The organism is Rhizobium sp. NLR8a (assembly GCF_019685235.1).
Classification (GTDB): Bacteria; Pseudomonadota; Alphaproteobacteria; order Rhizobiales; family Rhizobiaceae; genus Rhizobium.
Genome location: NZ_JABDWI010000001.1, coordinates 104701 through 127169, shown reverse-complemented (window position 1 = coordinate 127169; position 22469 = coordinate 104701). Strand labels below are relative to the sequence as shown.

Annotated in this window: 19 protein-coding genes and 2 pseudogenes; 13 read left to right on the top strand and 8 right to left on the bottom strand. The window is 61.1% G+C overall.

Annotated elements, in window-relative coordinates:
• Positions 1–395 precede the first annotated feature (395 nt).
• The 4 genes from HJC04_RS00530 to HJC04_RS00515 all read right to left on the bottom strand — a co-directional run bounded on the left by HJC04_RS00530 (position 396) and on the right by HJC04_RS00515 (position 4149).
• On the bottom strand, positions 396–545 hold the full coding sequence (locus tag HJC04_RS00530; protein WP_221123268.1) for a hypothetical protein: 150 nt from the start codon (positions 543–545) through the stop codon (positions 396–398).
• A gap of 270 nt (positions 546–815) precedes the next feature.
• Positions 816–1247, bottom strand: a complete 432-nt coding sequence (locus HJC04_RS00525) for an NUDIX hydrolase (protein ID WP_259668775.1) — start codon at positions 1245–1247, stop codon at positions 816–818.
• A gap of 53 nt (positions 1248–1300) precedes the next feature.
• Entirely contained in the window at positions 1301–3394 is a 2094-nt protein-coding gene (locus tag HJC04_RS00520) for an ATP-binding protein (protein WP_221114152.1), read from the bottom strand.
• Positions 3391–4149: a response regulator gene (locus HJC04_RS00515; protein ID WP_210282913.1), complete on the bottom strand. Its 759-nt coding sequence runs from the start codon at positions 4147–4149 to the stop codon at positions 3391–3393. Before HJC04_RS00515 ends, HJC04_RS00520 begins: the two co-directional genes overlap by 4 nt.
• A gap of 197 nt (positions 4150–4346) precedes the next feature.
• Here HJC04_RS00515 and HJC04_RS00510 point away from each other — a divergent pair, with 197 nt between their 5' ends.
• The 12 genes and pseudogenes from HJC04_RS00510 (at position 4347) to HJC04_RS00455 (ending at position 17947) form a co-directional block, all read left to right on the top strand.
• Complete coding sequence (locus tag HJC04_RS00510) at positions 4347–5369, top strand: ABC transporter substrate-binding protein (protein ID WP_183704855.1); 1023 nt, start codon at positions 4347–4349, stop codon at positions 5367–5369.
• Positions 5370–5489: 120 nt separating this feature from the next.
• On the top strand, positions 5490–6518 hold the full coding sequence (locus HJC04_RS00505) for an ABC transporter substrate-binding protein (RefSeq protein WP_221123267.1): 1029 nt from the start codon (positions 5490–5492) through the stop codon (positions 6516–6518).
• Positions 6519–6586: 68 nt separating this feature from the next.
• The gene (locus HJC04_RS00500; RefSeq protein WP_221123266.1) at positions 6587–8809 is read left to right on the top strand and encodes an iron ABC transporter permease; all 2223 of its coding nucleotides are present in this window, start codon (positions 6587–6589) and stop codon (positions 8807–8809) included.
• Positions 8806–9867, top strand: a complete 1062-nt coding sequence (locus HJC04_RS00495; RefSeq protein WP_221123265.1) for an ABC transporter ATP-binding protein — start codon at positions 8806–8808, stop codon at positions 9865–9867. Before HJC04_RS00500 ends, HJC04_RS00495 begins: the two co-directional genes overlap by 4 nt.
• A 168-nt stretch (positions 9868–10035) precedes the next feature.
• Positions 10036–10830, top strand: coding sequence for an inositol monophosphatase family protein (locus tag HJC04_RS00490; protein WP_221123264.1), 795 nt, complete (start codon positions 10036–10038; stop codon positions 10828–10830).
• 143 nt (positions 10831–10973) lie between these two features.
• Complete coding sequence (plsY, locus tag HJC04_RS00485) at positions 10974–11645, top strand: glycerol-3-phosphate 1-O-acyltransferase PlsY (RefSeq protein ID WP_221123287.1); 672 nt, start codon at positions 10974–10976, stop codon at positions 11643–11645.
• 673 nt (positions 11646–12318) lie between these two features.
• Entirely contained in the window at positions 12319–12729 is a 411-nt protein-coding gene (gene tnpA / locus HJC04_RS00480) for an IS66-like element accessory protein TnpA (protein ID WP_221123263.1), read from the top strand.
• The gene (gene tnpB / locus HJC04_RS00475) at positions 12726–13073 is read left to right on the top strand and encodes an IS66 family insertion sequence element accessory protein TnpB (protein WP_221123262.1); all 348 of its coding nucleotides are present in this window, start codon (positions 12726–12728) and stop codon (positions 13071–13073) included. The genes tnpA and tnpB overlap by 4 nt, the downstream gene beginning before the upstream one ends.
• A gap of 45 nt (positions 13074–13118) precedes the next feature.
• Positions 13119–14638 (top strand): annotated as a pseudogene (gene tnpC, locus HJC04_RS00470) (IS66 family transposase); the annotation flags it as partial.
• Positions 14639–14787: 149 nt separating this feature from the next.
• Positions 14788–16029 (top strand): site-specific integrase, encoded by a 1242-nt coding sequence (locus tag HJC04_RS00465; protein WP_138397172.1) that lies wholly within the window; start codon positions 14788–14790, stop codon positions 16027–16029.
• On the top strand, positions 16026–16949 hold the full coding sequence (locus HJC04_RS00460; RefSeq protein WP_092577041.1) for a tyrosine-type recombinase/integrase: 924 nt from the start codon (positions 16026–16028) through the stop codon (positions 16947–16949). Before HJC04_RS00465 ends, HJC04_RS00460 begins: the two co-directional genes overlap by 4 nt.
• Entirely contained in the window at positions 16946–17947 is a 1002-nt protein-coding gene (locus HJC04_RS00455; RefSeq protein ID WP_138397173.1) for a tyrosine-type recombinase/integrase, read from the top strand. The genes HJC04_RS00460 and HJC04_RS00455 overlap by 4 nt, the downstream gene beginning before the upstream one ends.
• A 163-nt stretch (positions 17948–18110) precedes the next feature.
• On the opposite strand, the pseudogene HJC04_RS00450 reads toward HJC04_RS00455, so the two are convergent.
• Positions 18111–18782: pseudogene (locus HJC04_RS00450) on the bottom strand (IS66 family transposase zinc-finger binding domain-containing protein); the annotation flags it as partial.
• Between the two features lie 154 nt (positions 18783–18936).
• Positions 18937–19674: a metallophosphoesterase gene (locus HJC04_RS00445; protein ID WP_405047682.1), complete on the bottom strand. Its 738-nt coding sequence runs from the start codon at positions 19672–19674 to the stop codon at positions 18937–18939.
• Positions 19675–19877: 203 nt separating this feature from the next.
• On the opposite strand from HJC04_RS00445, the gene HJC04_RS00440 reads away from it, so the two are divergent.
• Positions 19878–20987: an acyl-CoA dehydrogenase family protein gene (locus HJC04_RS00440; RefSeq protein ID WP_221144598.1), complete on the top strand. Its 1110-nt coding sequence runs from the start codon at positions 19878–19880 to the stop codon at positions 20985–20987.
• Between the two features lie 49 nt (positions 20988–21036).
• Here the strand turns inward: HJC04_RS00440 and HJC04_RS00435 are convergent, their stop codons facing one another.
• Entirely contained in the window at positions 21037–21501 is a 465-nt protein-coding gene (locus HJC04_RS00435) for an Rrf2 family transcriptional regulator (protein WP_085780172.1), read from the bottom strand.
• 176 nt (positions 21502–21677) lie between these two features.
• The gene (locus tag HJC04_RS00430; protein WP_210630041.1) at positions 21678–22466 is read right to left on the bottom strand and encodes an SDR family NAD(P)-dependent oxidoreductase; all 789 of its coding nucleotides are present in this window, start codon (positions 22464–22466) and stop codon (positions 21678–21680) included.
• Positions 22467–22469 lie beyond the last annotated feature (3 nt).

The window sequence follows — 22469 nt, the reverse complement described above, 5'->3', positions numbered from 1 at the left end:
GGGTGGCCATAGCCGCTAAGTTGCAACGAAAAATCATGGTCTGATGCTCGCAAAGCGACGGGTCAACGGTTCGAGTTTGGTTCAACTGCAAAGAGATTTATATCGACCATGGAAAGTTTCCACCCACCAATGGGGCATGGCCGCGTGCTCGCGAGCTTCATCCGCCCACACCCTGTAGCAGCGGCGCACTCAGCCTTTTGATCTCGAGACTTGGATAGACGCGCTCCTCCAACAATTGAAGAGATCGAACGGTGACCTTTATCGGCGGTTTTCTGCTGCGGAATGGATATCAAAGGTCAATGTGGGTTCCGGTTTTGCGCGTTCGGCCATTTGACATGCCCTCTGCATCGAAGATTGGCGTCCGAGACCGCCCCAGATCGCCCACATAACGCTGTTCAGGCCTCGGTGAATTCGAGATCAATCGGCAGCGTCTTCTCAGCAATCTGATCGACGATTTCCGTCCATTGGTCTCCTGTCGACTTCCAGATCTCATGGTTTGGAACTGCAAATTGGGCCGCCGCGTCGATCAAGGTGGCGACCGTCATGTGCAGGCTTGTCAGGGGGACGCGCAGAAACGGTGCATCGCTATTTCGTTCGATGCGCTCCTGCCAGTCGCAGAGCTTTGATAGAAGCGTGGAGTCAGGAAAAATACTGTAAGTGAAAAGCGCAACACTGCCTCAGCCATAGAATGTCAATCTTCGTTCGGATCACAACGGGCTCTCCATAGGATGACTTTTGTCTACCGCCGGCCTTATTCGACACGCAGGACGTCTGAAACCGCCTGCTTTTCCATACGACGCAGTAGGCCTTGCTATTCAGGCTCCTTGACGAAAGACGCAGCCTCGGCGGGTCGCATCCAGGCGAATGTACGATTTTTGCACTCTGGAAAACGCTTTTGGTGTCGCGCGCTTCAAGCAGATGAACCTCAAGAAGGCGGGAACCTGCTGTCCATCTGCGAGCGACTTGGTATAGCCAAAGTGGCCAAAGATCCGATTCTTTGCCCGTCCTTTCACACCAGCTTCTTCCCAGGCTTCTCTTTCGGCCACTTCGTGGGGGGCTAGCCCCTCAGTTGGCCATCCTTTGGGAATCCAGCGCCGAGTTTCGCGGGTTGTGATCAGGCGAACTTCGACGCCGTCGCCCGCGATTGGGCGAAAACAAAGAGCACCATACTGCTGTGCGGACCCGCCCTCGAGGATCGTCTTTGTATGGTCAGCCAACCGGTTTAATTGAATTCTGACCTTTTTCATTTTCAGAAGTTGGGGCGTAATTCGATTCCTGACAAGCTGGCGTAGAACGCAATTCACGCCGGAAACAGCAGTTCCACGATCGTTCCCTTACCCGGCGCCGAGGCAATGCGCGCGTCGCCGCCGCTCTGGCGGACGAAGCCATATACCACGGCCAGGCCGAGACCTGCGCCGCCTTCGGCATCGCGGGTGGTGAAATAGGGTTCGAACGCCTTATCGATTGCCTCGGCCGACATGCCGATACCGTCGTCGATCACGCTGACGGTCACCCCGGCCTCGTTGCGGGCGCAACGGATGAGGATCGTTCCGCCCGCTGGCATGGCCGCGGCGGCGTTAAGGCAGAGGTTGAGGACCGATTGCTCGAAGAGCGCTGTATCGATGAGGACGGTGGGCAGGTCATCGGCTATGTCGAAGGCAAGCCGGCATTTTTCGCCGATGGCGATTTCAAGCACGTCGGCCATGCCGCGCAGCACGACGCCGATCTCCACCGGACCCGGATGGATCGGCTGCTGGCTGCCGATGGACAGCATGCTGCCGGCCAGCGACCTGCCCCGGTCGGCAGCCTTGCGAATGCGGGCGAGGTGTCGCTTTTGCCGGTCATTGAAGCCGGTTTCGCGCTCCAGCAGCCCAAGGCTGCCGGTGATGATACCGATCATGTTGCCGACTTCGTGGCTCACCTGATGGGTCATGCGCATGATGCCATCGAGCCGCTGGATCTTTGCTGCCTCCGCCTCCTGCCGGTCCATGTCGGTGATATCGCGCGCCAGCAGCACGATGCCGCCGTCGGGTTGACGCGATAGCGACACCTCAGTCACCCGGCCGGCGTCGGAGCGGTGGCGCAGCACCGACCGGTCGGAGAGCAGGCCGGCATCGTTTTCGGCCGGCAGGAGCGCCGGATCGATCTCCGGCAGCGGTGTCACGAAACTGCGGAGCGGCAATTTCCTGGCCGAACCAGACCAGCCGACAAGCTCGATGACTCGGCGGTTCATGGTGATCGGCCGGCCGCGCGCATCGAACAGCGCGATGCCCTCGTTCATGCTGCGGAAGGTGGAGCGGATGGTGCGGGCGGCGGCCTCTGCTGTCCGCCGCAGCCGCGTCACGCGCTCGACGCTCTCGCGGAACGCACGGAAGGCTTCGAGCAGGCGCACCAACTCGGTTTCCGTCCCGTCATAGCGCGGCGCGTCGACATCTTTGCGCCCTTCTGCCAGTGCGTTCATGCCGTTCGAAAGCGCGACAATTCCGCGTGAGACGCGCATGACGGAGCGGATCGAGACCACGGCCATTGCCAGCACCAGCAGCGAGGCGACGGCGACGATGACCAGGATGCGGCTCAAGGCATCGGAGGTGGAGACGAGGTCGTCGCTGAGGCTGCGGGCAACGGCCTCGCTTTGGGTTTCCGTTGCATGCGACAGATCGCGCGAGACCGTATGCAGGCGCGAGACGGCGGCGCGGATGGCGAACATTTCGAGGAGATAGCGCGTCTGTGCCTCGAACACCCGTTCGTAGGGCGCAAGCTCGGCGGCGGCTATCCGGATGTCCGGCGCGGCGGGTTCGAGGCGCGGGGCGGTTTCGGAGACGTAGCGCCGGCGCAATTCACCGAGCTGGAAAAGGCTGTCCGAATTGGAGGCGGATTGCACGACGGCGTTCAGCCGGCCGCGGAAGTCGGCATCCGGAATGCCGCTGCCGGTTGCGATCTCGCCGAGCGCTGCCGCAGCCTCCGCCTTATGCTGCTGGGCGGATTCCGCGTCGCCTGCAAGCGCCGTCGTCTGCGTGCGGATCGTTTCCAGCAGCTCGACGATACGGCTGCTCGCAAAACCCTTCACGGCAGCCCCGTCGTTTTCAGGTTGCATGGCGCGCAGCAACGTATCGACCTGCACGACGACGGAGCGGCTTTCGCTGGAAACCCGGTAGGGCGAGGTCGCATTCATCAGGAAGGGTGCGCTGGAGACGAGGTCGGAAACCTGCCGCGACACGAGCGAGGCTTTGGCGAGACTCGAAAACGCCTGCAGGCCATAAGCGGCCATCTCCTGGCGAGCCCGCTGCAAGCCATAGACGGCGATGGTCGCCAAGCTGAAGACGAGCACGCAGATGAAGGCGATGGCAAAGGGCAGGCGAAAGGCGATGGAGGAGAGGAAGGGACGGCTGATCACGATACGATCTCGCCATCGTCGGTGTCGAGAACATAGCCCTTGCCGCGGCGCGTCTTGATATGGCGCGGCAAGTCCGGATTGCGCTCGATCTTGCGACGCAGACGCAGCACGAGCACGTCGACATTGCGGTCGATGTAGCGCTCGCTTTCGGCGCCCAGCCGGTCGAGGATCTGTGCGCGGCTGACGGGTGCGTTCGGCGTTTCTGCGAGGATTTCGAGCAGCGCGAATTCGGCGCTCGTCAGCGACCTAGCAGGATCTGTGCGGCAGATGGCGCGGCGGCTCTGGAGATCCACCGACCAGTCGCCGAGTTTCAGGGATGCGGGCTCGTGCTCCCGTTCGCTTTCCCGCTCCGGCTTCAGCGAGGGGATGGTCCGGCGCAGCACGGCCTTGATACGCGCCGTCAATTCGATCGGCTCGAAGGGTTTCACGACATAGTCGTCGGCCGCCGTTTCGAGGCCGAGCACCCGGTCTGCGGCGCTGCCGGCAGCCGTCACCATGACGATGCCGATATTGGTCTGGGCCCGCAGGCGCTGCGCGAAGGTACGGCCGGAGGTACCGGGTAGGTTATGATCGACGAGCACGAGATGCACTGTTTCGCGCGAAAGCACGATCGCCGCTTCCTCCGCCGACGGCGCGGTGAGCGGCGTCCACCCCTCCGCCTCCACGAGGTCGGAGATAAGCTCCGCCATGTCCGGATCGTCCTCGACGATCAGAATGCTGATCCTCTCATTCAACACATGCACGTCCTCCCGCATCCATTATAGGCAGGGCTGTCACGATCTTCAAAGCGCGCTCGTGTTATGCGCTTTGTCACATTTGTAACCTTTGTCATTTTTGAGGGGTACGTCGCGGGCAAAGCTGTAAGAACCGTAACCATTCTTTGATTGCGCAAGGCAGCAGATGTGACATCCTGACTGCGGAGATGGGGCGCAAGGTCCAATGGGAGGAAATCGTGAGAGGCATCACCGCTTTCAGCGCGGTCGCGGCTTTGTGGCTAGCGAGCACCGGCACCGGCACGGCTGCCCCGTCGCTCACCGTTTTGTGCGGTGTGGACGAGATGTGGTGCGCCGCGATGAAGACGGCCTATGAGGCAAAGAGCGGGCACAAAATCTCGGTAACCCGCAAGAGCACCGGCGATATCCTCAATCAGATCCGCGCGGAAAAAGCTGCGCCGACCGTCGATGTCTGGTGGGGCGGCACGGGCGACACCCATCTGCAGGCTGGCTCTGAAAATCTTCTCGAAGCCTACCAGCCGGCCCATGAGCGCGACATGCTGCCCTGGGCGCAGAATTTTTTCGCCATGTCCGGCGGCCGCTCGGCGGGCATCTATGCCGGGGCGCTCGGCTTTGCCTACAATGCCGATCTGCTACGCGAGCTGAAGTTGCCGGCGCCGACTTGCTGGAAGGACCTGACGGATACCGCCTATCGCGGCCGCATCCAGAGCGGCAATCCGAATTCGTCCGGCACCGCCTTCACCACGCTTGCGACGCTGGTGCAGCTCTTCGGCGAGGATGAGGCGTTCCGTTATCTCGCCGCGCTCAACCGCAATATCGAGCACTACACCCCTTCCGGAGCTGCGCCTATCAAGGCGGCGGCGCGGGGAGAAACCCTTATCGGTATTTCCTTCATGCATGACGCCGTCACGCAGAAGCAAGCGGGCTTTCCCCTCGTGATCGTCGCACCCTGCGAAGGCACCGGCTACGAGATCGGCGCCGTGAGCATCGTCAAAGGTGCGAAGAACATCGAGGAAGCAAAGCGCTTCGTCGATTTCGCGTTGAGCCCCGAAGGGCAGGGGACCGGAGCGGCGTCCGGCCAGAACCAGGTGCCATCAAACGCGAAATCCAGTCTGCCGCTCGCAGCACCTGACATTTCGATGATCAAGATGGTGGACTATGACTTCGCCACCTTCGGCTCACCGGAAGAACGAAGTCGACTGCTCCGCAGATTCGATGCGGAAATCGCCGTGACGAACTGATCGAGCCCTTTAGACAAACAGCAATCCAAAATCGTGAACGCGCCGCCGCGGGCAGGCCGAAGGCCCCGCTGTGTCTTGTTCATGCGAATAATCAAACCCAGGCAACAGGAGGATGCCCGCATGAAAATCAACACCCTTTCCCTTATGCTCTTCGCCGGCACGGCGCTCGGGGCGCTGCCGGCGCAGGCCGCTGGCGAACTCAACCTCATCTGCTCGGCCGACGTCGTCATCTGCGAGCAGATGAAGGGTGATTTCGAGAAGGCGCATAGCGACATCAAGGTGAACATGGTTCGCCTCTCGTCCGGCGAGACCTATGCCAAGGTTCGCGCCGAGGCACGCAACCCGAAGACCGACATCTGGTGGGCCGGCACGGGCGACCCGCATCTTCAGGCGGCATCGGAAAATCTGACGCTGGAATATAAGTCGCCGAAGCTCGATGAGCTCAACGATTGGGCGAAGAAACAGGCTGAAAGCTCCGGCTACAAGACGGTCGGCGTCTACGCCGGCGCGCTCGGCTGGGGCTACAATACGGAAATCTTCAAAACCAAGGGCTATAAGGAGCCGGTCTGCTGGGCTGACCTGCTGGCGCCGGAATTGAAGGGCGAAATTCAGATCGCCAACCCGAATTCTTCCGGCACCGCCTATACGGCGCTCGCCTCTCTCGTGCAGATCATGGGTGAGGACCAGGCCTTCGACTACCTGAAGAAGTTGAACGGCAACATCTCGCAATATACTAAATCCGGATCGGCGCCCGTCAAGGCGGCTGCACGCGGCGAGACGGCGCTCGGCATCGTCTTCGTGCATGACGCAGTGGCGCAGACGGCGGAAGGTTTCCCGATCAAATCGATCACGCCCTGTGAAGGCACCGGCTATGAGATCGGCTCCATGTCGATCATCAAGGGCGCGCGCAACCTCGACAATGCGAAGATCTGGTACGACTGGGCGCTGACGGCGGAGGTCCAGTCGCGCATGAAGGACGCCAAGTCCTTCCAGCTGCCTTCCAACAAGAGCGCGACCATTCCGAAGGAGGCGCCGCGCTTCGAGGATATCAAGCTGATCGACTACGACTTCAAGACCTATGGCGACCCGGCAAAGCGCAAGGCACTGTTGGAACGGTGGGATCGCGAAATCGGCGCCGCCGCCAACTGATGTCCTGACAGGCGGCGCCTGCCTCCACAGGCGCCGCCTTCCTACACTCAAAAACAGCGAGGTCGGCCATGAGACATGGCAATCGCAGGCTGGACGTGGTCCTGCTCTTGGGCGTGGTCGCATTGACCCTGTTGCCCTGGTATCGGATCGAGAACGGCTTCTTCGGGCTCGGTTGGCTGGCCGGTTTCCCCCTTTCCACGGAGGCCGCCCCCGGTGTCGTACAGATATTCGCGCATGGCCGGCCGTGGCTAGCCGGCGCACTCGTGTTTCTTCTCCTGACGTTCGCCGCCCGCGGCATCGCGGATCCGATGCGCCGCGGCGCCGTGCTCGCCTGGACCGGCGCGATCGGGGTTCTCTTCCTCTCGCTCCAGGGCCTCGCCATCGGCTTTTCCGGTTGGAACTGGACGGTAAGCGACACGCTCTTCGGCCCGCTCTCGACCGGCCAGCCTGCCATGGGGGCAGGCGCGGTCCTCTCTTCCATCACCTTCGTGCTGCTCTTCGCCTTCGGCCTTGCCGAGCGCGGCGTCATGAAGGGCGATGCCTTCGTCGTCAGCGCAATCGCCCTGCTGGTCTTCCTCGTCGCCGTCTTCGTCTTCTACCCGATCGGCAGCATGTTCGTCGGATCGGTGCAGGATTTCGACGGGTCGTTCAATGCGGATAACTTCATCCGCAACATCCAGGATCCGAGCATCTGGAGCCTCAACTGTGTCATCGGCGCCGGCCGCTGCGGCGTCGCCTGGCGCACGCTGTGGCTGGCCATCATGACCGGCCTCGGCTCGACCCTGCTCGGCCTTGCCTTCGCGCTCGTCGCCACCCGCACGCGCTTTCCCTTCAAAAAAGGCCTGCGGCTGCTGACGATCCTGCCGATCATCACGCCGCCTTTCGTCATCGGTCTGGCGCTGACGCTGCTCTTCGGCCGCGCCGGCGTCGTCACGCAGGGGCTGTCGCAACTGTTCGGCCTCGAGCCCGCCCGTTGGCTCTACGGCCTCACCGGCATCTGGATCGCGCAGGTCCTGTCCTTCACGCCGATCTCCTTCCTCGTGCTGATCGGCGTCGTCGAAGGTGTCAGCCCGTCGATGGAGGAGGCCTCCACGACGCTGCGCGCCGACCGTTGGCGCACCTTCTGGCGGGTGTCGCTGCCGCTGATGAAGCCCGGTCTCGCCAACGCCTTCCTCATCGGCTTCATCGAAAGCATGGCCGATTTCGGCAACCCGCTGGTGCTCGGCGGCAGCCATGGCGTGCTCTCGACGGAAATCTTCTTCGCCGTCGTCGGCTCGCAGAACGACCCCTCGCGCGCCGCCGTGCTCGCGATGGTGCTGCTCGCCTTCACGCTCTCCGCCTTCCTCGCCCAGCGCGTCTGGCTGGCGGGCAAGAACTTTGCCACCGTCACCGGCAAGGGCGACAGCGGATCGCATATCGCCCTGCCGCGCGGGCTGTCGATCGGCGTTCACGCCGTCGTCATCCCGTGGATCCTCTTCACCCTCGTCATCTACGGCATGATCCTGATCGGCGGCTTCGTGAAGACCTGGGGCTTGGATAATTCGCTGACGCTCGACCACTACGCCAAGGCCTTCTCGATCAGCTTCGAAAACGGGATCGCCTGGACGGGTGTCGCCTGGAACTCATTCTGGACGACGATGGAGATCGCGCTGATCTCCGCCCCGCTGACGGCCGCCGTCGGTCTGCTGACGGCCTACATCATCGTGCGTCAGAAATTCACCGGCAAGAATGCCTTCGAATTCGCCCTGATGATGAGCTTTGCCATTCCCGGCACGGTCATCGGCGTCAGCTACATCATGGCCTTCAACCTGCCGCCGCTCGAGATGACCGGCTCGGCGCTGATCCTGATCGCCTGCTTCGTCTTCCGCAACATGCCGGTCGGTGTGCGCGGCGGCATCGCTGCGATGAGCCAGCTCGACAAGAGCCTGGACGAAGCCTCGCTGACGCTCCGGGCTAACAGCTTCCGCACGATCCGCAAGGTCATTTTGCCGCTCCTGCGTCCTGCCATCACCGCCGCGCTCGTCTATTCCTTCGTGCGTGCCATCACCTCCATCAGCGCCGTCATTTTCCTCGTCAGCGCCGAGTACAACATGGCGACCTCCTACATCGTCGGCCTCGTCGAGAATGGCGAATACGGCGTGGCGATCGCCTATTCCTCCATGCTGATCGTCGTGATGATCACCGTCATCGCCGGCTTCCAGCTCATCGTGGGCGAGCGGCGCCTGCGCCGTGAAAACCGCGTCGCCGGCCTCGCCACCTCCGCTTCCTCTCGTCAGGAGAAAATCGCATGATCAACCAGAAAGCCGGTTCCGTCGTCTTCCAGAACGTGCGCAAGACGTTCGGCGCCTTCACCGCCATTGCCGACCTTTCGCTCACCATCGAGCCCGGCACGCTCGTCACTCTGCTTGGCCCTTCCGGCTGCGGCAAGACGACGACGCTGCGCATGCTTGCCGGCCTCGAACATCCTTCGGCCGGAAAAATCCTGATCGGCGGCAAGGACGTGACCATGCTGCCGGCCAATGAACGCGACGTCTCGATGGTCTTTCAGTCCTATGCGCTGTTTCCGCATATGAATGCGCGCGACAATATCGCCTATGGCCTGGAATCCTCCGGCCTCAGCCGCAGGCAAGCGCGCGAGAAGGCGGAGGAAGGATTGGCGCTCGTCGGCCTTGCCGGCATGGGCCATCGCCTTCCGGCCGAACTCTCCGGCGGCCAGCAGCAGCGCGTCGCCGTCGCCCGCGCGCTGGTGCTGGAGCCGCAGGTGCTGCTGCTCGATGAGCCGCTCTCCAACCTCGATGCGCGGCTGCGCCGCAAGGTGCGCACGGATATCCGCCAACTCCAGCAGCGCCTCGGTTTCACGGCTGTCTACGTCACGCACGATCAGGACGAGGCGCTGGCAGTGTCCGACCGCATCATCATCATGAAGGATGGCGAAATCGCCCAGTCCGGCGCCCCGCGCGACCTCTACGAAGCGCCGGCTTCCGCCTTCATCGCCGATTTCATGGGCGAGGCAAATGTCATCCCCTGCGAGGTGCTCGGCATCGAGGGCGCCGATGCTGAAATCCGCATCGGTGGTTTCAAGCACCGTGTGGCTGCCGGTCGGGCGACGCCGGGTGCGGCGAACCTTGCCGTTCGTCCCGGCGCCATCGCCCTGTCCGAAGGACGTGGGCAGGGGCTTGTCGGCCGCATTCTGCACTCGGCCTATCTCGGAGATCATGTCGAATATGAGGTCGAAACCGACGTCGGCACGCTCTTCATCGTCGACGATGCCGTCGACCGGATCCTGCCGGTCGCTTCCGACGCCACGCTCGGCTTCCGAAATCGCGGCATCGCGCTTATCAGCACATGAGAGCCTCTGATGCCTAAACATCCGCTGCAGGCGCTTCGTTCCCGCGGCGCGTCGCCCGAGCATCGACGATTATTGTCTAAGTCACAGCTGCGCACTGCCGGCCTTCCGACTTGGCCACCGACCTTTTAACAGCCAACGACCAGAACTATTCCACGGAGTACCGGCACTATGTCGCACGAAACAGAACTTGATACGCGCTTCGCCCTCGCCAAAGCGGTGGCACAGGAGGCGGGCGCCATGGCGCTCGATTATTTCAACAGGCGCGAAACGCTCGTGATCGAGACGAAGCGGGATCTGCAGGATGTCGTGTCCATTGCCGACCGCAATGTCGAGACGTTGATTAGGCAGCGCGTGGCCGAAGCTTTTGCGGCAGACGGGTTTCTCGGCGAGGAATACGGTTATCAGGAAGGGCAGTCGGGATTGACATGGGTGGTCGATCCGATTGACGGAACGGCGCCCTTCGTCAACGGCATGCCGACATGGTGTGTATCGATCGCCGTTTTGCACCGCGAAGTGCCGGTGATCGGCGTAATCCACGTTCCATGCGCTGACGAGCTCTATGCAGCGGCAGCGGGCATGGGTGCGAGCCTGAACGGCGAGAAGCTCAGCCTCGATCCGTCGCGGACCTTGCAGAATGCGATGACGGGCATCGGCTGCAACACCTATGTCACCCCGGAACGGGTCGGCGCGATTGTCGCTGCCGTGCTTGGCAAGGGTGGGAATTTCATCCGCAACGGCTCCGGTGCCTTGATGCTCGCCTATGTGGCCGCAGGCCGGCTTGTTGGCTATTACGAGCCCCACATGCGTGCCTGGGACTGTATGGCCGGCTACTGCCTCGTCAAGGAGGCCGGTGGAACCTATTTGTCCTTCCCGGCTGAGGGCGAAGCCTTGCTGCAGGGCCATCCGGTGCTAGCGAGCAGTCGCACGGTCTATGCTGATTTGTTGGCAATCCACAGCGGCTGAACCTTCAGACGCCCAGCGAGTGTCGTGTCACCGGCGAACAACTCCCACGCCAGACGTATTCTCGGAGGTCCTTGACTTTCATCAGAACGGAGGGCTCCTAAAGAATGAGAAAATGACGAAATGGCTCAAGGATAGTGGACAAGATCGTGCTTTGGATCGCCAGTGCCATTGGAGTGCTTATCGCGTATTTACTCGGTTCAATACCGACGGGATATCTTCTCGGAAAGTTCCTGCGCAACATCGATATCCGTGAGCATGGCTCGAAATCCACAGGAGCGACGAATGTGCTCCGTACTCTCGGCAAGGGCCCTGCTCTTTTTGTCCTAATTGTCGACCTACTGAAGGGTGCGGCGGCAATAATCTTTGCCTCGTGGTACTACCCTTGGCTGGCTACTCGGTCACTTTCTACGACACCTGCAAACACCGACCTCCAAAGCCTGGTGCCTTGGTTTGTGTGCTTATCGGGACTGGCGGTGCTCGTGGGACACGGGCTTTCGATCTGGTTGAAGTTTACGGGCGGGAAGTCAGCGGCCACAGGTCTCGGTGTCCTACTGGCGGTATCATTGCTCGTCGGGATCGGAGCAGCTGCAGTTTGGGGGCTTACCCTCGCCGTTTTCCGGATCGTGTCCTTAAGCTCGATCCTTGCCGCCGTAACAGCAATCATCCTAGTCATCAGTTTCGAGCATCAATTACCTTATCGACTGCTCGTGATTGCGGGAGGGATTTATGTAATTGCTCGCCACCGCGCGAATATTCAGAGGCTCATCGCGGGTGTTGAACCACGGTTGGGGCGAACTAGTTCGGAACGAAGCTAGTCATCAGACTCTGATCCCGCACAATCGGGCAGCACTTTTATGCGCAGGGCTCGCTGGACGATCACTGACGCGACCTCAGCAGACTGCTGGCGGAGTAACCAAGTGGTCGCGGCGAGTGTTCGCCGTCGACTATCCGGTGATTTAAAGGAATCGGCGTTGAGATAGGTCGTGCGCTGAGCGAAGTGCACCCGGCGCTGTGATAGGTCTCTCTGTAGCTACATCGCCCGGTTCCGTAAATTACTTTAAGCCACTGACATTGAAATTGCTGGTCAACGGTTGTGGCACGGCGAGCGTGTTCGCGGCCAGCGTCCGGTCTGTTGCCGTTGTGTTCACACTCTGTGCGAAGAAGATCGCATAATGGATCGAATGGAAGCGGCCGTGTGCCGGTGAACAGCAAAATCACCGATTGGCAAAGACGTAGTTATTCCCGGCGCGCGGTTTCCGGCTCGATTCCTTTCAACTGCAAAGCAGATCGGCTGCCACTATCACCGAGTTCGTCGGTTCATCGGACGAAGTAGCGCTTCGCTCTGCAACACCAGTAGCGCTGACGCTCACGTAAGACGGCGGCTGCGACTGCTTCAACGTGCGAACTGGAGTAAGCGTCCGGTGAGGGTCGCCTTGCGAGGTTGATGCGAACATCGGAAGTCCTAGTGCAAACACTAGGAGCAGTCCTATGACCAAGCATCCAATTGAAGTCATCACGTCTGTGGAGCGCCGGCGGCGCTGGTCTCGAGAGGACAAGGAGCGGCTTGTGGCAGCATGCCTTGAGCCAGATGCTGTTCTCTCGGAGATCGCGCGGTCGGCCGGTATTCATGTGAGCCAGCTCTTTCGGTGGCGCAAGGAGCTTTGCAAATTTGAGGAACCGAGGACCGAGGCGGCGAACACATTGGTGCCCGTGATCGTGTCGGAGGCCGTCCCAACAGCCCAGCCCGCTGCTTCGGAAGCGGCGGCATCATCGCATCCTCGCCGGAAGCGCAGTGATGTGATGATTGAGCTGGGCCGTGGTCGTCGCATCCGGGTGGACAGTGATATCGACACGGACGCGCTCGGCCGCATTCTCGATTGTGTCCTGGGACGGCGATGATCCCTGTTCCTGCTGGTGTGAAGGTCTGGCTGGCGACCGGCCATACGGACATGCGCAAAGGCTTTCCCGGCCTGTCTCTGATGGTGCAAGAGACACTGAAGCGCGATCCGATGTGTGGACATCTATTCGTATTCCGCGGGCGTGGTGGCGGTCTGATCAAGGTCATCTGGCATGATGGCCAGGGAGCTTGCCTGTTTACGAAGAAGCTGGAACGAGGACGCTTCATATGGCCGTCAGCGGCCGATGGTACCGTTATTATCACGCCTGCGCAGCTCGGTTATTTGCTGGAAGGTATCGACTGGCGGATGCCGCAAAAGACCTGGCGACCAACCTCGGCCGGATGAGCAAAAACACTGGAATGGCGGGAGCGAATATGATTCCATCTCGCCATGAACAACCCCGCCGAACAGCTACCGGACGACCTTGCGAGTGCGCTGACGCTGCTGGCCGAAGAGCGTGCGCGGCGTGTTGCTGCCGAGGTGGAAGCGGCGACGGCCAAGGCGGAAGCTGCCAGCGCAAAGGCGCTCGTGTCACATTCCGAGGCGCTGATTGCACGGTTGAAGCTGGAGATCGAGAAGGTCCGTCGGGAGCTTTACGGCAGCCGCTCTGAGCGCAAGGCGCGGCTTCTCGAACAGATGGAACTGCAACTCGAAGAACTCGAAGCTGACGCAGGCGAAGACGAGCTTGCGGCGGAGATGATTGCCAAAGGCTCGACCGTCAGGGCCTTTGAGCGCAAGCGTCCATCATGCAAGCCCTTTCCTGAACACCTGGCGCGCGACCGTGTCGTTATTGCGCCCCAGCCAGTTGCCCCTGCTGTGGATCGGCCAAGCTGTCGAAGCTCGGCGAGGATGTCACCGAGACCCTGGAGGCCATCCCGCGTCAGTGGAAGGTCATTCAGACCGTTCGGGAGAAGTTCTCCTGCCGTGAGTGCGAGAAGATCACGCAGCCGCCGGCACCCTTCCATGTGACACCCCGCGGCTTTGCCGGTCCGAACCTTCTGGCGATGATCCTGTTCGAGAAGTTCGCCCAGCATCAGCCGCTCAATCGCCAAAGCGAACGCTATGCCCGAGAGGGTATCGACCTTAGCTTGTCGACGCTGGCCGACCAGGTCGGCTCGTGTGCTGCAGCCCTCAAGCCAATTCATTCGCTGATCGAGGCCTATGTCCTGGCGGCTGAGCGACTGCATGGCGATGACACGACCGTGCCGATCCTGGCGAAGGGAAAGACCGATACCGGCCGCATCTGGACTTACGTTCGGGACGATCGGCCGTTCGGCGGACAGTCACCGCCCGCCGCTCTCTACTATGCCTCGCGAGACCGGCGTCAGGAGCATCCCGAGCGCCATCTGAAGACCTTTGCCGGCATTCTGCAGGCGGATGCCTATGGCGGCTACAATCCGCTGTTCAAAGTTGATCGCGATCCCGCGCCTCTGACGCAGGCACTGTGCTGGGCACATTCGCGCCGCAAGTTCTTCGTGCTGGCCGATATCGCCACGAACGCCAAACGTGGAAGCAAAGCCGCGCCGATCTCACCGATGGCATTGGAGGCCGTCAAACGGATCGATGCCTTGTTCGACATCGAACGTGAAATCAACGGACTTGCGGCCGACCAGCGTTTGGAGCACCGCCGAAGGGACAGCCAGCCACTCGTCGGAGAACTGCGTGATTGGCTCCAAAGCGAGCGGGCGAAGCTGTCGCGCAGTTCTCCCGTCGCCGAGGCAATCGACTACATGCTGAAGCGCTGGGATGGCTTCACGTCGTTCCTCGATGACGGCAGGATTTGCCTGACGAACAATGCTGCCGAGCGCGCACTGAGAGGCTTTGCTCTCGGAAGGAAGTCATGGCTCTTCGCCGGCTCGGATCGCGGTGCTGATCGTGCCGCCTTCATGGCGACGCTCATCATGACCGCCTTATGCCGCGCGCGGCATAAGGCAGTTTATGCCGACCGTCGAACTATGCCGAACGAGCAGGTTTATGCCAACGTTTTTCGTGACAAAGCAGTAGCCGGATCGGCATAGCTTAGGCTCTCTCCGTCGCAGTTGACGCAAAGGAGAGTCCTATGAACGCAAGTGACTATTTGAAGCGCAGCACGCTGTATCGGAAGCTGATCCACGGGCCGCATGGCAAGTTTGCCCAAGTTTACGCCGCCAGGTTGTCGAACGAAGGCTTGGGTCGGCAATGTACCTGGCGATCGCTGAGCCTGTTTCGAGAGCTGATGGACTGGCATGTTGGCAGCGGACATGAGCCCCGGGATTTAAGCGAAGGTCACGTTAGTCGGTTTTTCGAGCACCGTTTCAAACACTGGAGACCTGACGCGGGCGACCGATCAGCTCTCCGCCGCTTACTCTCTACATTGCGGCAAGAAGGTTTGATATCAGCCGCCGTTCCGATTGAGCGCACGGAGCACGAGCAGATTGTCGATATGTTCGCAGCTTATCTCTCGAATGAGAGAGGGCTCGCAGCCTCAACGGTGGAAAGTCACAAGCTGCTGTCGCATCGATTTCTGATGGAGATCTGTCCGGCCGGCGCAGACGAGTTTGCAGCGCTCACCCCGGAGATCGTCATCGGCTATGTCGAACGACATGCGCTTGACGGTTCCGCCGACAGTGGCAAAGCCATGTGCGGAGTTGTGCGTGCGTTCTTGCGCTATTTGCATCTGAAGGGTTTCATCTCGACGCCGCTCGCTGACTGTGTGCCGTCCATCCGCCGCTGGCGACTTGCCGGCCTTCCAACATTCCTGCCGCCCGAGAAGGTCCAGAAGGTTCTCGATGCCTGCGATCGGACGACGGCAATGGGCCATCGGGACTATGCGGTTCTGATGATCCTCGCCAAGCTCGGCTTGCGCGCCAGCGAAGTTGCGACCCTCAATCTTGACGATATCGACTGGCAGTCGGGCACGATTCTCGTACACGGAAAGGGGCGGCAACAAGCAACGATGCCGCTGCGTCACGACGTCGGAACAGCGATCGTGGCTTATATCCGGCATGGGCGCCCCGCTTCGGCGTGTCGGCGAGTTTTCTTGCGAACTCTTGCGCCGCATGTGGGTTTTGCCTCCGGCTGCGCCATCACGATGATCGCAAAGCAGGCACTCGAACGGGCGGGCATTGACGGCTATGCGCATCACGGCGCCCATCTTTTCCGCCACAGCCTTGCAACCGACCTTTTGCGGTCGGGCGCCAGCTTTGCCGAGATCGGTCAACTGCTCCGCCATCGAAGCATCGACAGTACAAGGATCTATGCCAAGCTCGATGTTGAGAAGTTGCGCGAACTGAGCCTCCCCTGGCCGGGAGGTGTCCAATGAGCCGGCTTCGCACCGCGTTTGAGCGCTACATCGGCATGCGCCAAGGGCTGGGATACAAATATGACGGTCCGGCAAAACGATTGTCGGGGTTCGTCGCTTTCATGGAGGCCCGCGGCGCCGAGACCATTACGGCGGACCTGGCAATGGAGTGGGTCACCTCGATGGGCCGGCAGCCGAGTTGGTCAATCCGACTGGCTGATGTGCGCTGCTTTGCCCAGCACCTCAGTCATTTCGATCCTCTGACGGAAGTGCCACCGAGCGACGCAGTGCCGCCGGCACGGCGCACAAAGCCCTACATCTATAGTGAAGTCGAGATTCAGGCGCTTCTGGCGGCAGCACTGTCGTTGCCGCCGGCCAACGCCCTGCGGCGCTGGACATATCACTGCCTGTTCGGGCTGATAGCGGTCGCCGGACTGCGCCATTCCGAAGCGCTCGGCCTACGCCGGGCCGACGTCGATCTCGACCAGGGCGTCCTCACCATTCGCGAGACAAAGTTCGGCAAGACAAGGCTGGTGCCGCTGCATGCCACGACAGTCGCTGTATTGTTGGACTATGCCGCCCGACGCGATGCACACCTTCGTACGCCTCGTAGTCCCTATTTCTTCGTCGCCGAACAGGGCGGCAGATTATTGCATCAATACGTGCACCGCGTGTTCTGGCGACTATCCCGGCAAATCGGATTACGGCAGGAGGGGAAACGAGATGGTCCACGGATTCATGATCTTCGCCACCGTTTCGCCGTCCAGACCCTGATCAACTGGCATCGGGCTGGCGAAGATGTGGAACGCGAGCTGCCGGTTCTCTCAACCTTCCTCGGCCATGCCAATGTTCGCGACACCTACTGGTATCTGTCCGCCGCGCCGGAACTGATGAACCATGCCGTCCGGCGATTGGATAAGCGCTGGGAGGCTCGGTCATGAGACGCACGAACGACCTGGCCGTGCTGATCGAGCGGTGGTTCACAGATCGGCTCATGAAGCATCGAGGTGTCAGTCCCAACACCATCGCCTCCTACCGCGACACCTTCAGGCTCCTGTTTGCGTTCGCACAGACGCGCCTTGGGAGGTCCCCATCTCAGTTGACACTACGGGATATAGACGCTCCTTTCATCGGCGCATTCCTGGAGAACCTTGAGACAAAGAGATCCGCCTCGGTGAGGACCCGGAATCTCCGCCTTACAGCCATCCGATCCTTCTTCCAATATGCAGCGTTCGAGGAGCCGGCACATAGCGCCCATATTCAGCGTGTGCTCGCGATCCCCAGCAAGCGATGTGATAAGCGGCAACTTCAGTTTCTAACCAGGCCCGAGATTGAAGCGATCCTGGACTGCACTGATCGAAGCACGTGGCTGGGACGCCGCGACTACACTCTGCTATTACTGGCCGCCCAAACCGGGCTTCGGGTCTCGGAGATCATCGACCTTGACCGAGATTCGGTAATGCTCGGCCGCGGTGCGCATGTGCAATGCATCGGCAAGGGCCGCAAAGAGCGAAGTACGCCGCTCACAAAGGTTGCCCAGCAAGCCCTCCGGTATTGGCTCAAGGAACCAGGGAAGCGAGGCGCAACGACTCTCTTTCCAAACATGCACGGTGGCCGGCTCAGCGCCGACGGCGTGCAGGCACTGCTGAACAAATATGTCGCCAAAGCGCGCGAGCACTGCCAGTCCCTTCGCTCAAAGCGGGTGTCGCCGCATGTCTTACGGCACTCCGCTGCCATGGAGTTACTGCAGGCGGGCGTCGACTGCTCGGTCATTGCCCTGTGGTTGGGCCACGAAGCGATGGAAACGACGTTGACCTATCTTCATGCACATCTCGAACTGAAGGAATCTGCACTCGCAAAGCTGAAGCCGTACGAACGCGCCAAGGCCGAGCGGTTTCGACCAAGCGACCGGCTTTTGGAATTCCTGAACGCCCTCTGAGCATGAGAACTATGCCGAGTGTCAACCAACGGCGACCCGCCGAACCGGCCGGGAACGCACGGTGTAGCGTCCTCATCAAAAGAGGCGTTCGGCATAGTTCGACGGTCGGCATAAACCGCCTTATGCCGCGCGCGGCATAAGGCAGTCTCGATGAGCGAGGCGATGGTCGCCCATCGAAAGCTGCTCGACAGACCCAGTCAGCAAGCGTGGAACGGTCGAGATCGATACCCTGTCGGCTCATGATCTGGGCCTGCCGATAGAGTGGTAAGTGGTCGGCGTATTTGAACCAGCACATGAGCGATGGTCGTCTCTGTCGGCAACCCGGCCTGGATCAATCGTGCTGGCGCTGGGGCCTGAGCGACGCTGTCGGTGCAAGCACGGCACGCATATTTGGGACGACGAGTGACGATGACGCGGAACTGTGCCGGGATGACATCCAGTCGCTCGGACACGTCCTCGCCGATGCAATGAAGGCATCCACCGCAAGCACAGGTCAGGCTTTCCGGCTCGATGACCTCCTCGATACGAGGAAGGTGCGCGGGAAGACAACCGCGATTGGCGGCGCGTGGCTTGGGGTGCGGTTTACGGGAAGGGCTATCGGCCTCGTCCTCGGCATGGGCGGCCGCGATGGCCGTCTCAAGGTCCTCCAGCGCGAGATCGAATTGCTCGGGATCAGTCTTCTCGGATTTGCGGCCGAAGGCAGCCTGTTTGAAAGCGGCGACCAGCTTCTCCAGCCGTTCGATCCGATCATCCTTGCGGACTTCACGCGCTTGGGCCGCGATCAGCATCGCCTTCAGGGAAGCAATATCGTCGGGAGATCGGCGGCGTCCAGCATGGGAAAAGTCTATCAAAACCAGCATCGCTTCGCCGTTGGAATTTACCGCCCGAGTCATCGTGCCGCATCTATTCGATGGCGTCCGGCGCTCTCGCCTCCACGGAACGGACCCGACGCCAGTCGAGGCCTGCAAAGAGTGCCTCGAACGATGATGTCAGGTGGAAAACAGATGCACCCGGCCCTGCCAGAACCGGGCAACGGTCAGCCTACCGCTGCGAAAGGCGCGCGTATCGAGATTGAGCCGCCTCGGGCGAATGTCGGGCTCGTCGCTGGGCGTGTGGCCGTGGACGACGAGTTTCGGCAAGGGAACCCTGCTTTCAAGAAAGCGGTGGCGGATGAGGACCAGGTCCTCATCCGTCTGTGCGGAGAGCGGCAGCATCGGGTCGATGCCGGCGTGCACGAACACCACGCTCGGTGTGTCCAGCATGATGGGCAGCGCTCGCATGAAATCGAGGTGCGTATGCGGCAGAGACTGCCGCAGAAAGGCGTCGAGCTGCACGCCGGAGGGAAAGACGAGCGGCAGATGCTCCGGATCGAGGCCATAGGATTTCAGCGATTCCGCTGACCCCATCCGCATCCAGTCGTCATAAGGGAGCCAGCCGTCGACATAGTCGAGCATGGCGATCTCGTGATTGCCGGCAAGGCAGATGCGGTCGAAACCATCAGGCGGCGGCTCCATGAGGTGAGCGATGACCTGCGCCGATTCCAGACCCCGGTCGATATAGTCACCCAGTGTCACGATCAGCTTTTGCCCGGGCAATCGCGCGCCATCTTGCAGGATCGCCTCCTCAGCTTTTAAAAGCAGATCGTAGCGGCCGTGAATGTCGCCGATCGCATAAGTTGGAATCTCGGCGATATCCAGCGTCAGACGCGGTCTCGGCTGGCGCCCCATTTTCCAAACCTCGCTATGGCGAGCAAGTGCTTCACCCATCATGTTCCTCAATTGGATAGCCCCGGTTAACCATAAGTAGAGTGGAGGGCGAGGCGATCAAGTTGGTGAGAAAATTCGAAGCGTCCGGTTTTTCTGGAAAAACCGTTCTTATCATTCGAAGGAAAATCCCTCAATCCTGTCATCCTTCGAGGAAAGAGTGAGCGATGGGAACGTTATCGCAGTTTCAAGACCGTCTGAGGCCGCCGGCCCGCCGCATCGAAAACGAAGAGGAGGCCGTATCCACGGCTCGCAACCTCGCCGACACATTCCGTCATCAGGCAAACGAGCGCGATATCAACCGCATCCTGCCTTTTGCCGAGCTCGACGCGCTGTCGATATCGGGACTGACGGCAATCTCTGTTCCGCCCGAACATGAAGGGCTCGACGTGTCGAACGCCCTGCTTGCCGAAATCATCGCGATCATTGCCGAGGCCGACGCCTCGATTGGCGAGACACTGGAAAATCACTTTTCCGTACTGGAAACCCTCCGTACCCAGGCGGCCGAGGATCTGAAAGCATCGCTGTTTGCCCGTGTGCTGCTCGGCGACCGCTTCGCCGGCGCAACCGTCGCCGACGGCAGCGAGCTGTCGATCGACGGACCGGGGTACCGTTTGAGCGGGCGGATGCGGCCGGCGCCCGGTATTCTCTATGCCGATTGGATTGCCGCTGCCCTCACACTTCCGCCCGACCGCCCTGTGACGCTCTACCTCAGCCGCAACAGCGGGGACGTGCAAGTGGTCGATGATTGGGACGGTTTCGGCCAGCGCACCAATGGATCGGCAACGACGCTCGCCGGCGCAGTGCATGTCGATGCCGGCACGATCGCGCCGGCCCCGTCGTCCGGTTCGACGGGCGTTTCGCTCGGCCTGCTGCTCAAGGCTGGAGTGGCCCTCGGCATCGCGCGGGCCGCCTGGGCCGACCTGATGACAGCCATTGGCGATCATACCGTCTCCCGCTCCCGGCTCGGCGAACACGCCGTCGGCATCGAAATCACGGCGGCAGCTCTGGAGCGAGCGGGCCGCAAACTCGATATCGCCCAGGTCAATCCTGTAGAGGCTGCGATGGCGGATGCCTATTTTTCCGCCTCGGCGGCCGCGATCACTGCCGGAGAAACCGCCCTCAACGCCGCAAACGCACTGTTCGAGCTCGCGGGCGAAGCGTCAACCGGCATAGGCCTTAATCTCGACCGCCATTGGCGCAATGCACGCATCCACGCGCTGTCGCTGCCTCGCGATCGATTGCTGGACCGCGCCGGCGACCATATGTCGAGATGAGCCCTGAACGACACAGCATGGCGCTTTAGACCGTATGAAATCGAACGTCTCAGCTGGCGGCGGAGATCGGCAATTCGTCCCCGGTGTCTTCAATGCGGCCGCCGGCTGCGACGAATTGGTCGAGGGTCATATTGTCCAGAATGGCGGCGATCGCATCCCGAACATCGGTCATCGAACGCCGCACCTGACAGGTTTCCGGGTCGGCGCAGTCGTCGCAGGCCTCGTAAGCCGTCCGGCTGGCGCAGCGGATCGGCGCCAGCGGCCCATCGAGCGTGCGGATGACATGGCCGATGCGGATCTCGGAAGCCGGCCGCGAGAGAGAATACCCGCCGCCAGGCCCCTTTTTTGAACGCAGGATACCGACATTGCGCAGCTCGAGCAGGATCGTGTCGAGAAACTTCTTCGGAATATTGTTGCGCGCCGCGACGTCATTGATGAAGGCAGTCTCGCCCGGCGCCAGGCGCGCCAGATCGACCAGTGCCTTCAGGCCGTATTTTCCCTTCTTCGTCAGCATTGTCGTCGCCTTTTGAAAACCGCAATATTTGCCCGTCAATAGCAGGCAAATAACGTCGAAAGCGTGAAGATACAACAAAATAGCTAATTTTTATAGCTTGTATCGGCAACGTCCACGGCCGGCTGGCAGTCATGCGAAGAACAGGCTTGCCGTGCTGCTCATTGCGCCAGCTTCGATCAAATCGTCTTCAGCATGCCGCCATCGACGAAATAGGTCGATCCGATGCAGTAACTCGCCCTCTCCGAACTCAGAAAGACGAAGACGTTCGCCAGTTCCTCCGGCGTGCCGAAGCGTTTGGAGGCAGCATGCTCATTGGCAACGCTTTGCAGGTACCCTTCCCAGTTTCCGCCGCTTTCGGCCGTCAGCTGCTTGGCGGTCTTGATCCAGTCGGGCGTCAGGATCAGGCCGGCATTGATGCAGTTGACGCGGATATTGTCCTGGATGAGCTCGGTCGAGAGCGTCTTTGAAAACATCATCAGCGCCGATTTGCTGACATTGTAGATCGGTTCGTACCAGAGCGGCTGGACGGCGCAGATCGAGGCATTGTGCAGGATCACCCCGCCGCCTCGCTTCTTCATCTGCGGTGCGATGCCGCGCGCAAGCCTCACGGCGGCCATCACGTGCAGGTCCCAATAGGCCTGCCATTTCTCATCAGGCGCCTCCATGACGGTCTCGTTCGATCCGGTGCCGGCATTATTGATGAGGATATCGGCGCCACCCTTTTCGGCAGCCGCGGCAATGATCGCCTCCGTTCCCGCAGCCGTCGCGACGTCGGCGGCGACGGCGGTGGCGCTGACGCCGAATTTCTCGGCAATGCGGGCGCCCTCCGCCTCCAGCCGTTCGCCGCCACGCGCAGCCAGCACGAGGTCCACGCCCTCAGCCGCCAGCCCTTCGGCGATCGCCAGTCCGATGCCGACCGACGCACCCGTTATGACGGCGATCTTACCCTTCAATCCCAGATCCATGTC

What these genes read in the sequence shown, in the direction of transcription:
- HJC04_RS00530 (WP_221123268.1), bottom strand. Translation starts at nt 545, where the DNA reads ATGACGGTCGCCACCTTGATCGACGCGGCGGCCCAATTTGCAGTTCCA.
- HJC04_RS00490 (WP_221123264.1), top strand. Translation starts at nt 10,036, where the DNA reads ATGTCGCACGAAACAGAACTTGATACGCGCTTCGCCCTCGCCAAAGCG.
- HJC04_RS00430 (WP_210630041.1), bottom strand. Translation starts at nt 22,466, where the DNA reads ATGGATCTGGGATTGAAGGGTAAGATCGCCGTCATAACGGGTGCGTCG.
- HJC04_RS00505 (WP_221123267.1), top strand. Translation starts at nt 5,490, where the DNA reads ATGAAAATCAACACCCTTTCCCTTATGCTCTTCGCCGGCACGGCGCTC.
- tnpA (WP_221123263.1), top strand. Translation starts at nt 12,319, where the DNA reads ATGACCAAGCATCCAATTGAAGTCATCACGTCTGTGGAGCGCCGGCGG.
- HJC04_RS00515 (WP_210282913.1), bottom strand. Translation starts at nt 4,149, where the DNA reads ATGCGGGAGGACGTGCATGTGTTGAATGAGAGGATCAGCATTCTGATC.
- HJC04_RS00440 (WP_221144598.1), top strand. Translation starts at nt 19,878, where the DNA reads ATGGGAACGTTATCGCAGTTTCAAGACCGTCTGAGGCCGCCGGCCCGC.
- HJC04_RS00465 (WP_138397172.1), top strand. Translation starts at nt 14,788, where the DNA reads ATGAACGCAAGTGACTATTTGAAGCGCAGCACGCTGTATCGGAAGCTG.
- HJC04_RS00455 (WP_138397173.1), top strand. Translation starts at nt 16,946, where the DNA reads ATGAGACGCACGAACGACCTGGCCGTGCTGATCGAGCGGTGGTTCACA.
- tnpB (WP_221123262.1), top strand. Translation starts at nt 12,726, where the DNA reads ATGATCCCTGTTCCTGCTGGTGTGAAGGTCTGGCTGGCGACCGGCCAT.
- HJC04_RS00500 (WP_221123266.1), top strand. Translation starts at nt 6,587, where the DNA reads ATGAGACATGGCAATCGCAGGCTGGACGTGGTCCTGCTCTTGGGCGTG.
- HJC04_RS00460 (WP_092577041.1), top strand. Translation starts at nt 16,026, where the DNA reads ATGAGCCGGCTTCGCACCGCGTTTGAGCGCTACATCGGCATGCGCCAA.
- HJC04_RS00435 (WP_085780172.1), bottom strand. Translation starts at nt 21,501, where the DNA reads ATGCTGACGAAGAAGGGAAAATACGGCCTGAAGGCACTGGTCGATCTG.
- HJC04_RS00525 (WP_259668775.1), bottom strand. Translation starts at nt 1,247, where the DNA reads ATGAAAAAGGTCAGAATTCAATTAAACCGGTTGGCTGACCATACAAAG.
- HJC04_RS00495 (WP_221123265.1), top strand. Translation starts at nt 8,806, where the DNA reads ATGATCAACCAGAAAGCCGGTTCCGTCGTCTTCCAGAACGTGCGCAAG.
- HJC04_RS00445 (WP_405047682.1), bottom strand. Translation starts at nt 19,674, where the DNA reads ATGGGGCGCCAGCCGAGACCGCGTCTGACGCTGGATATCGCCGAGATT.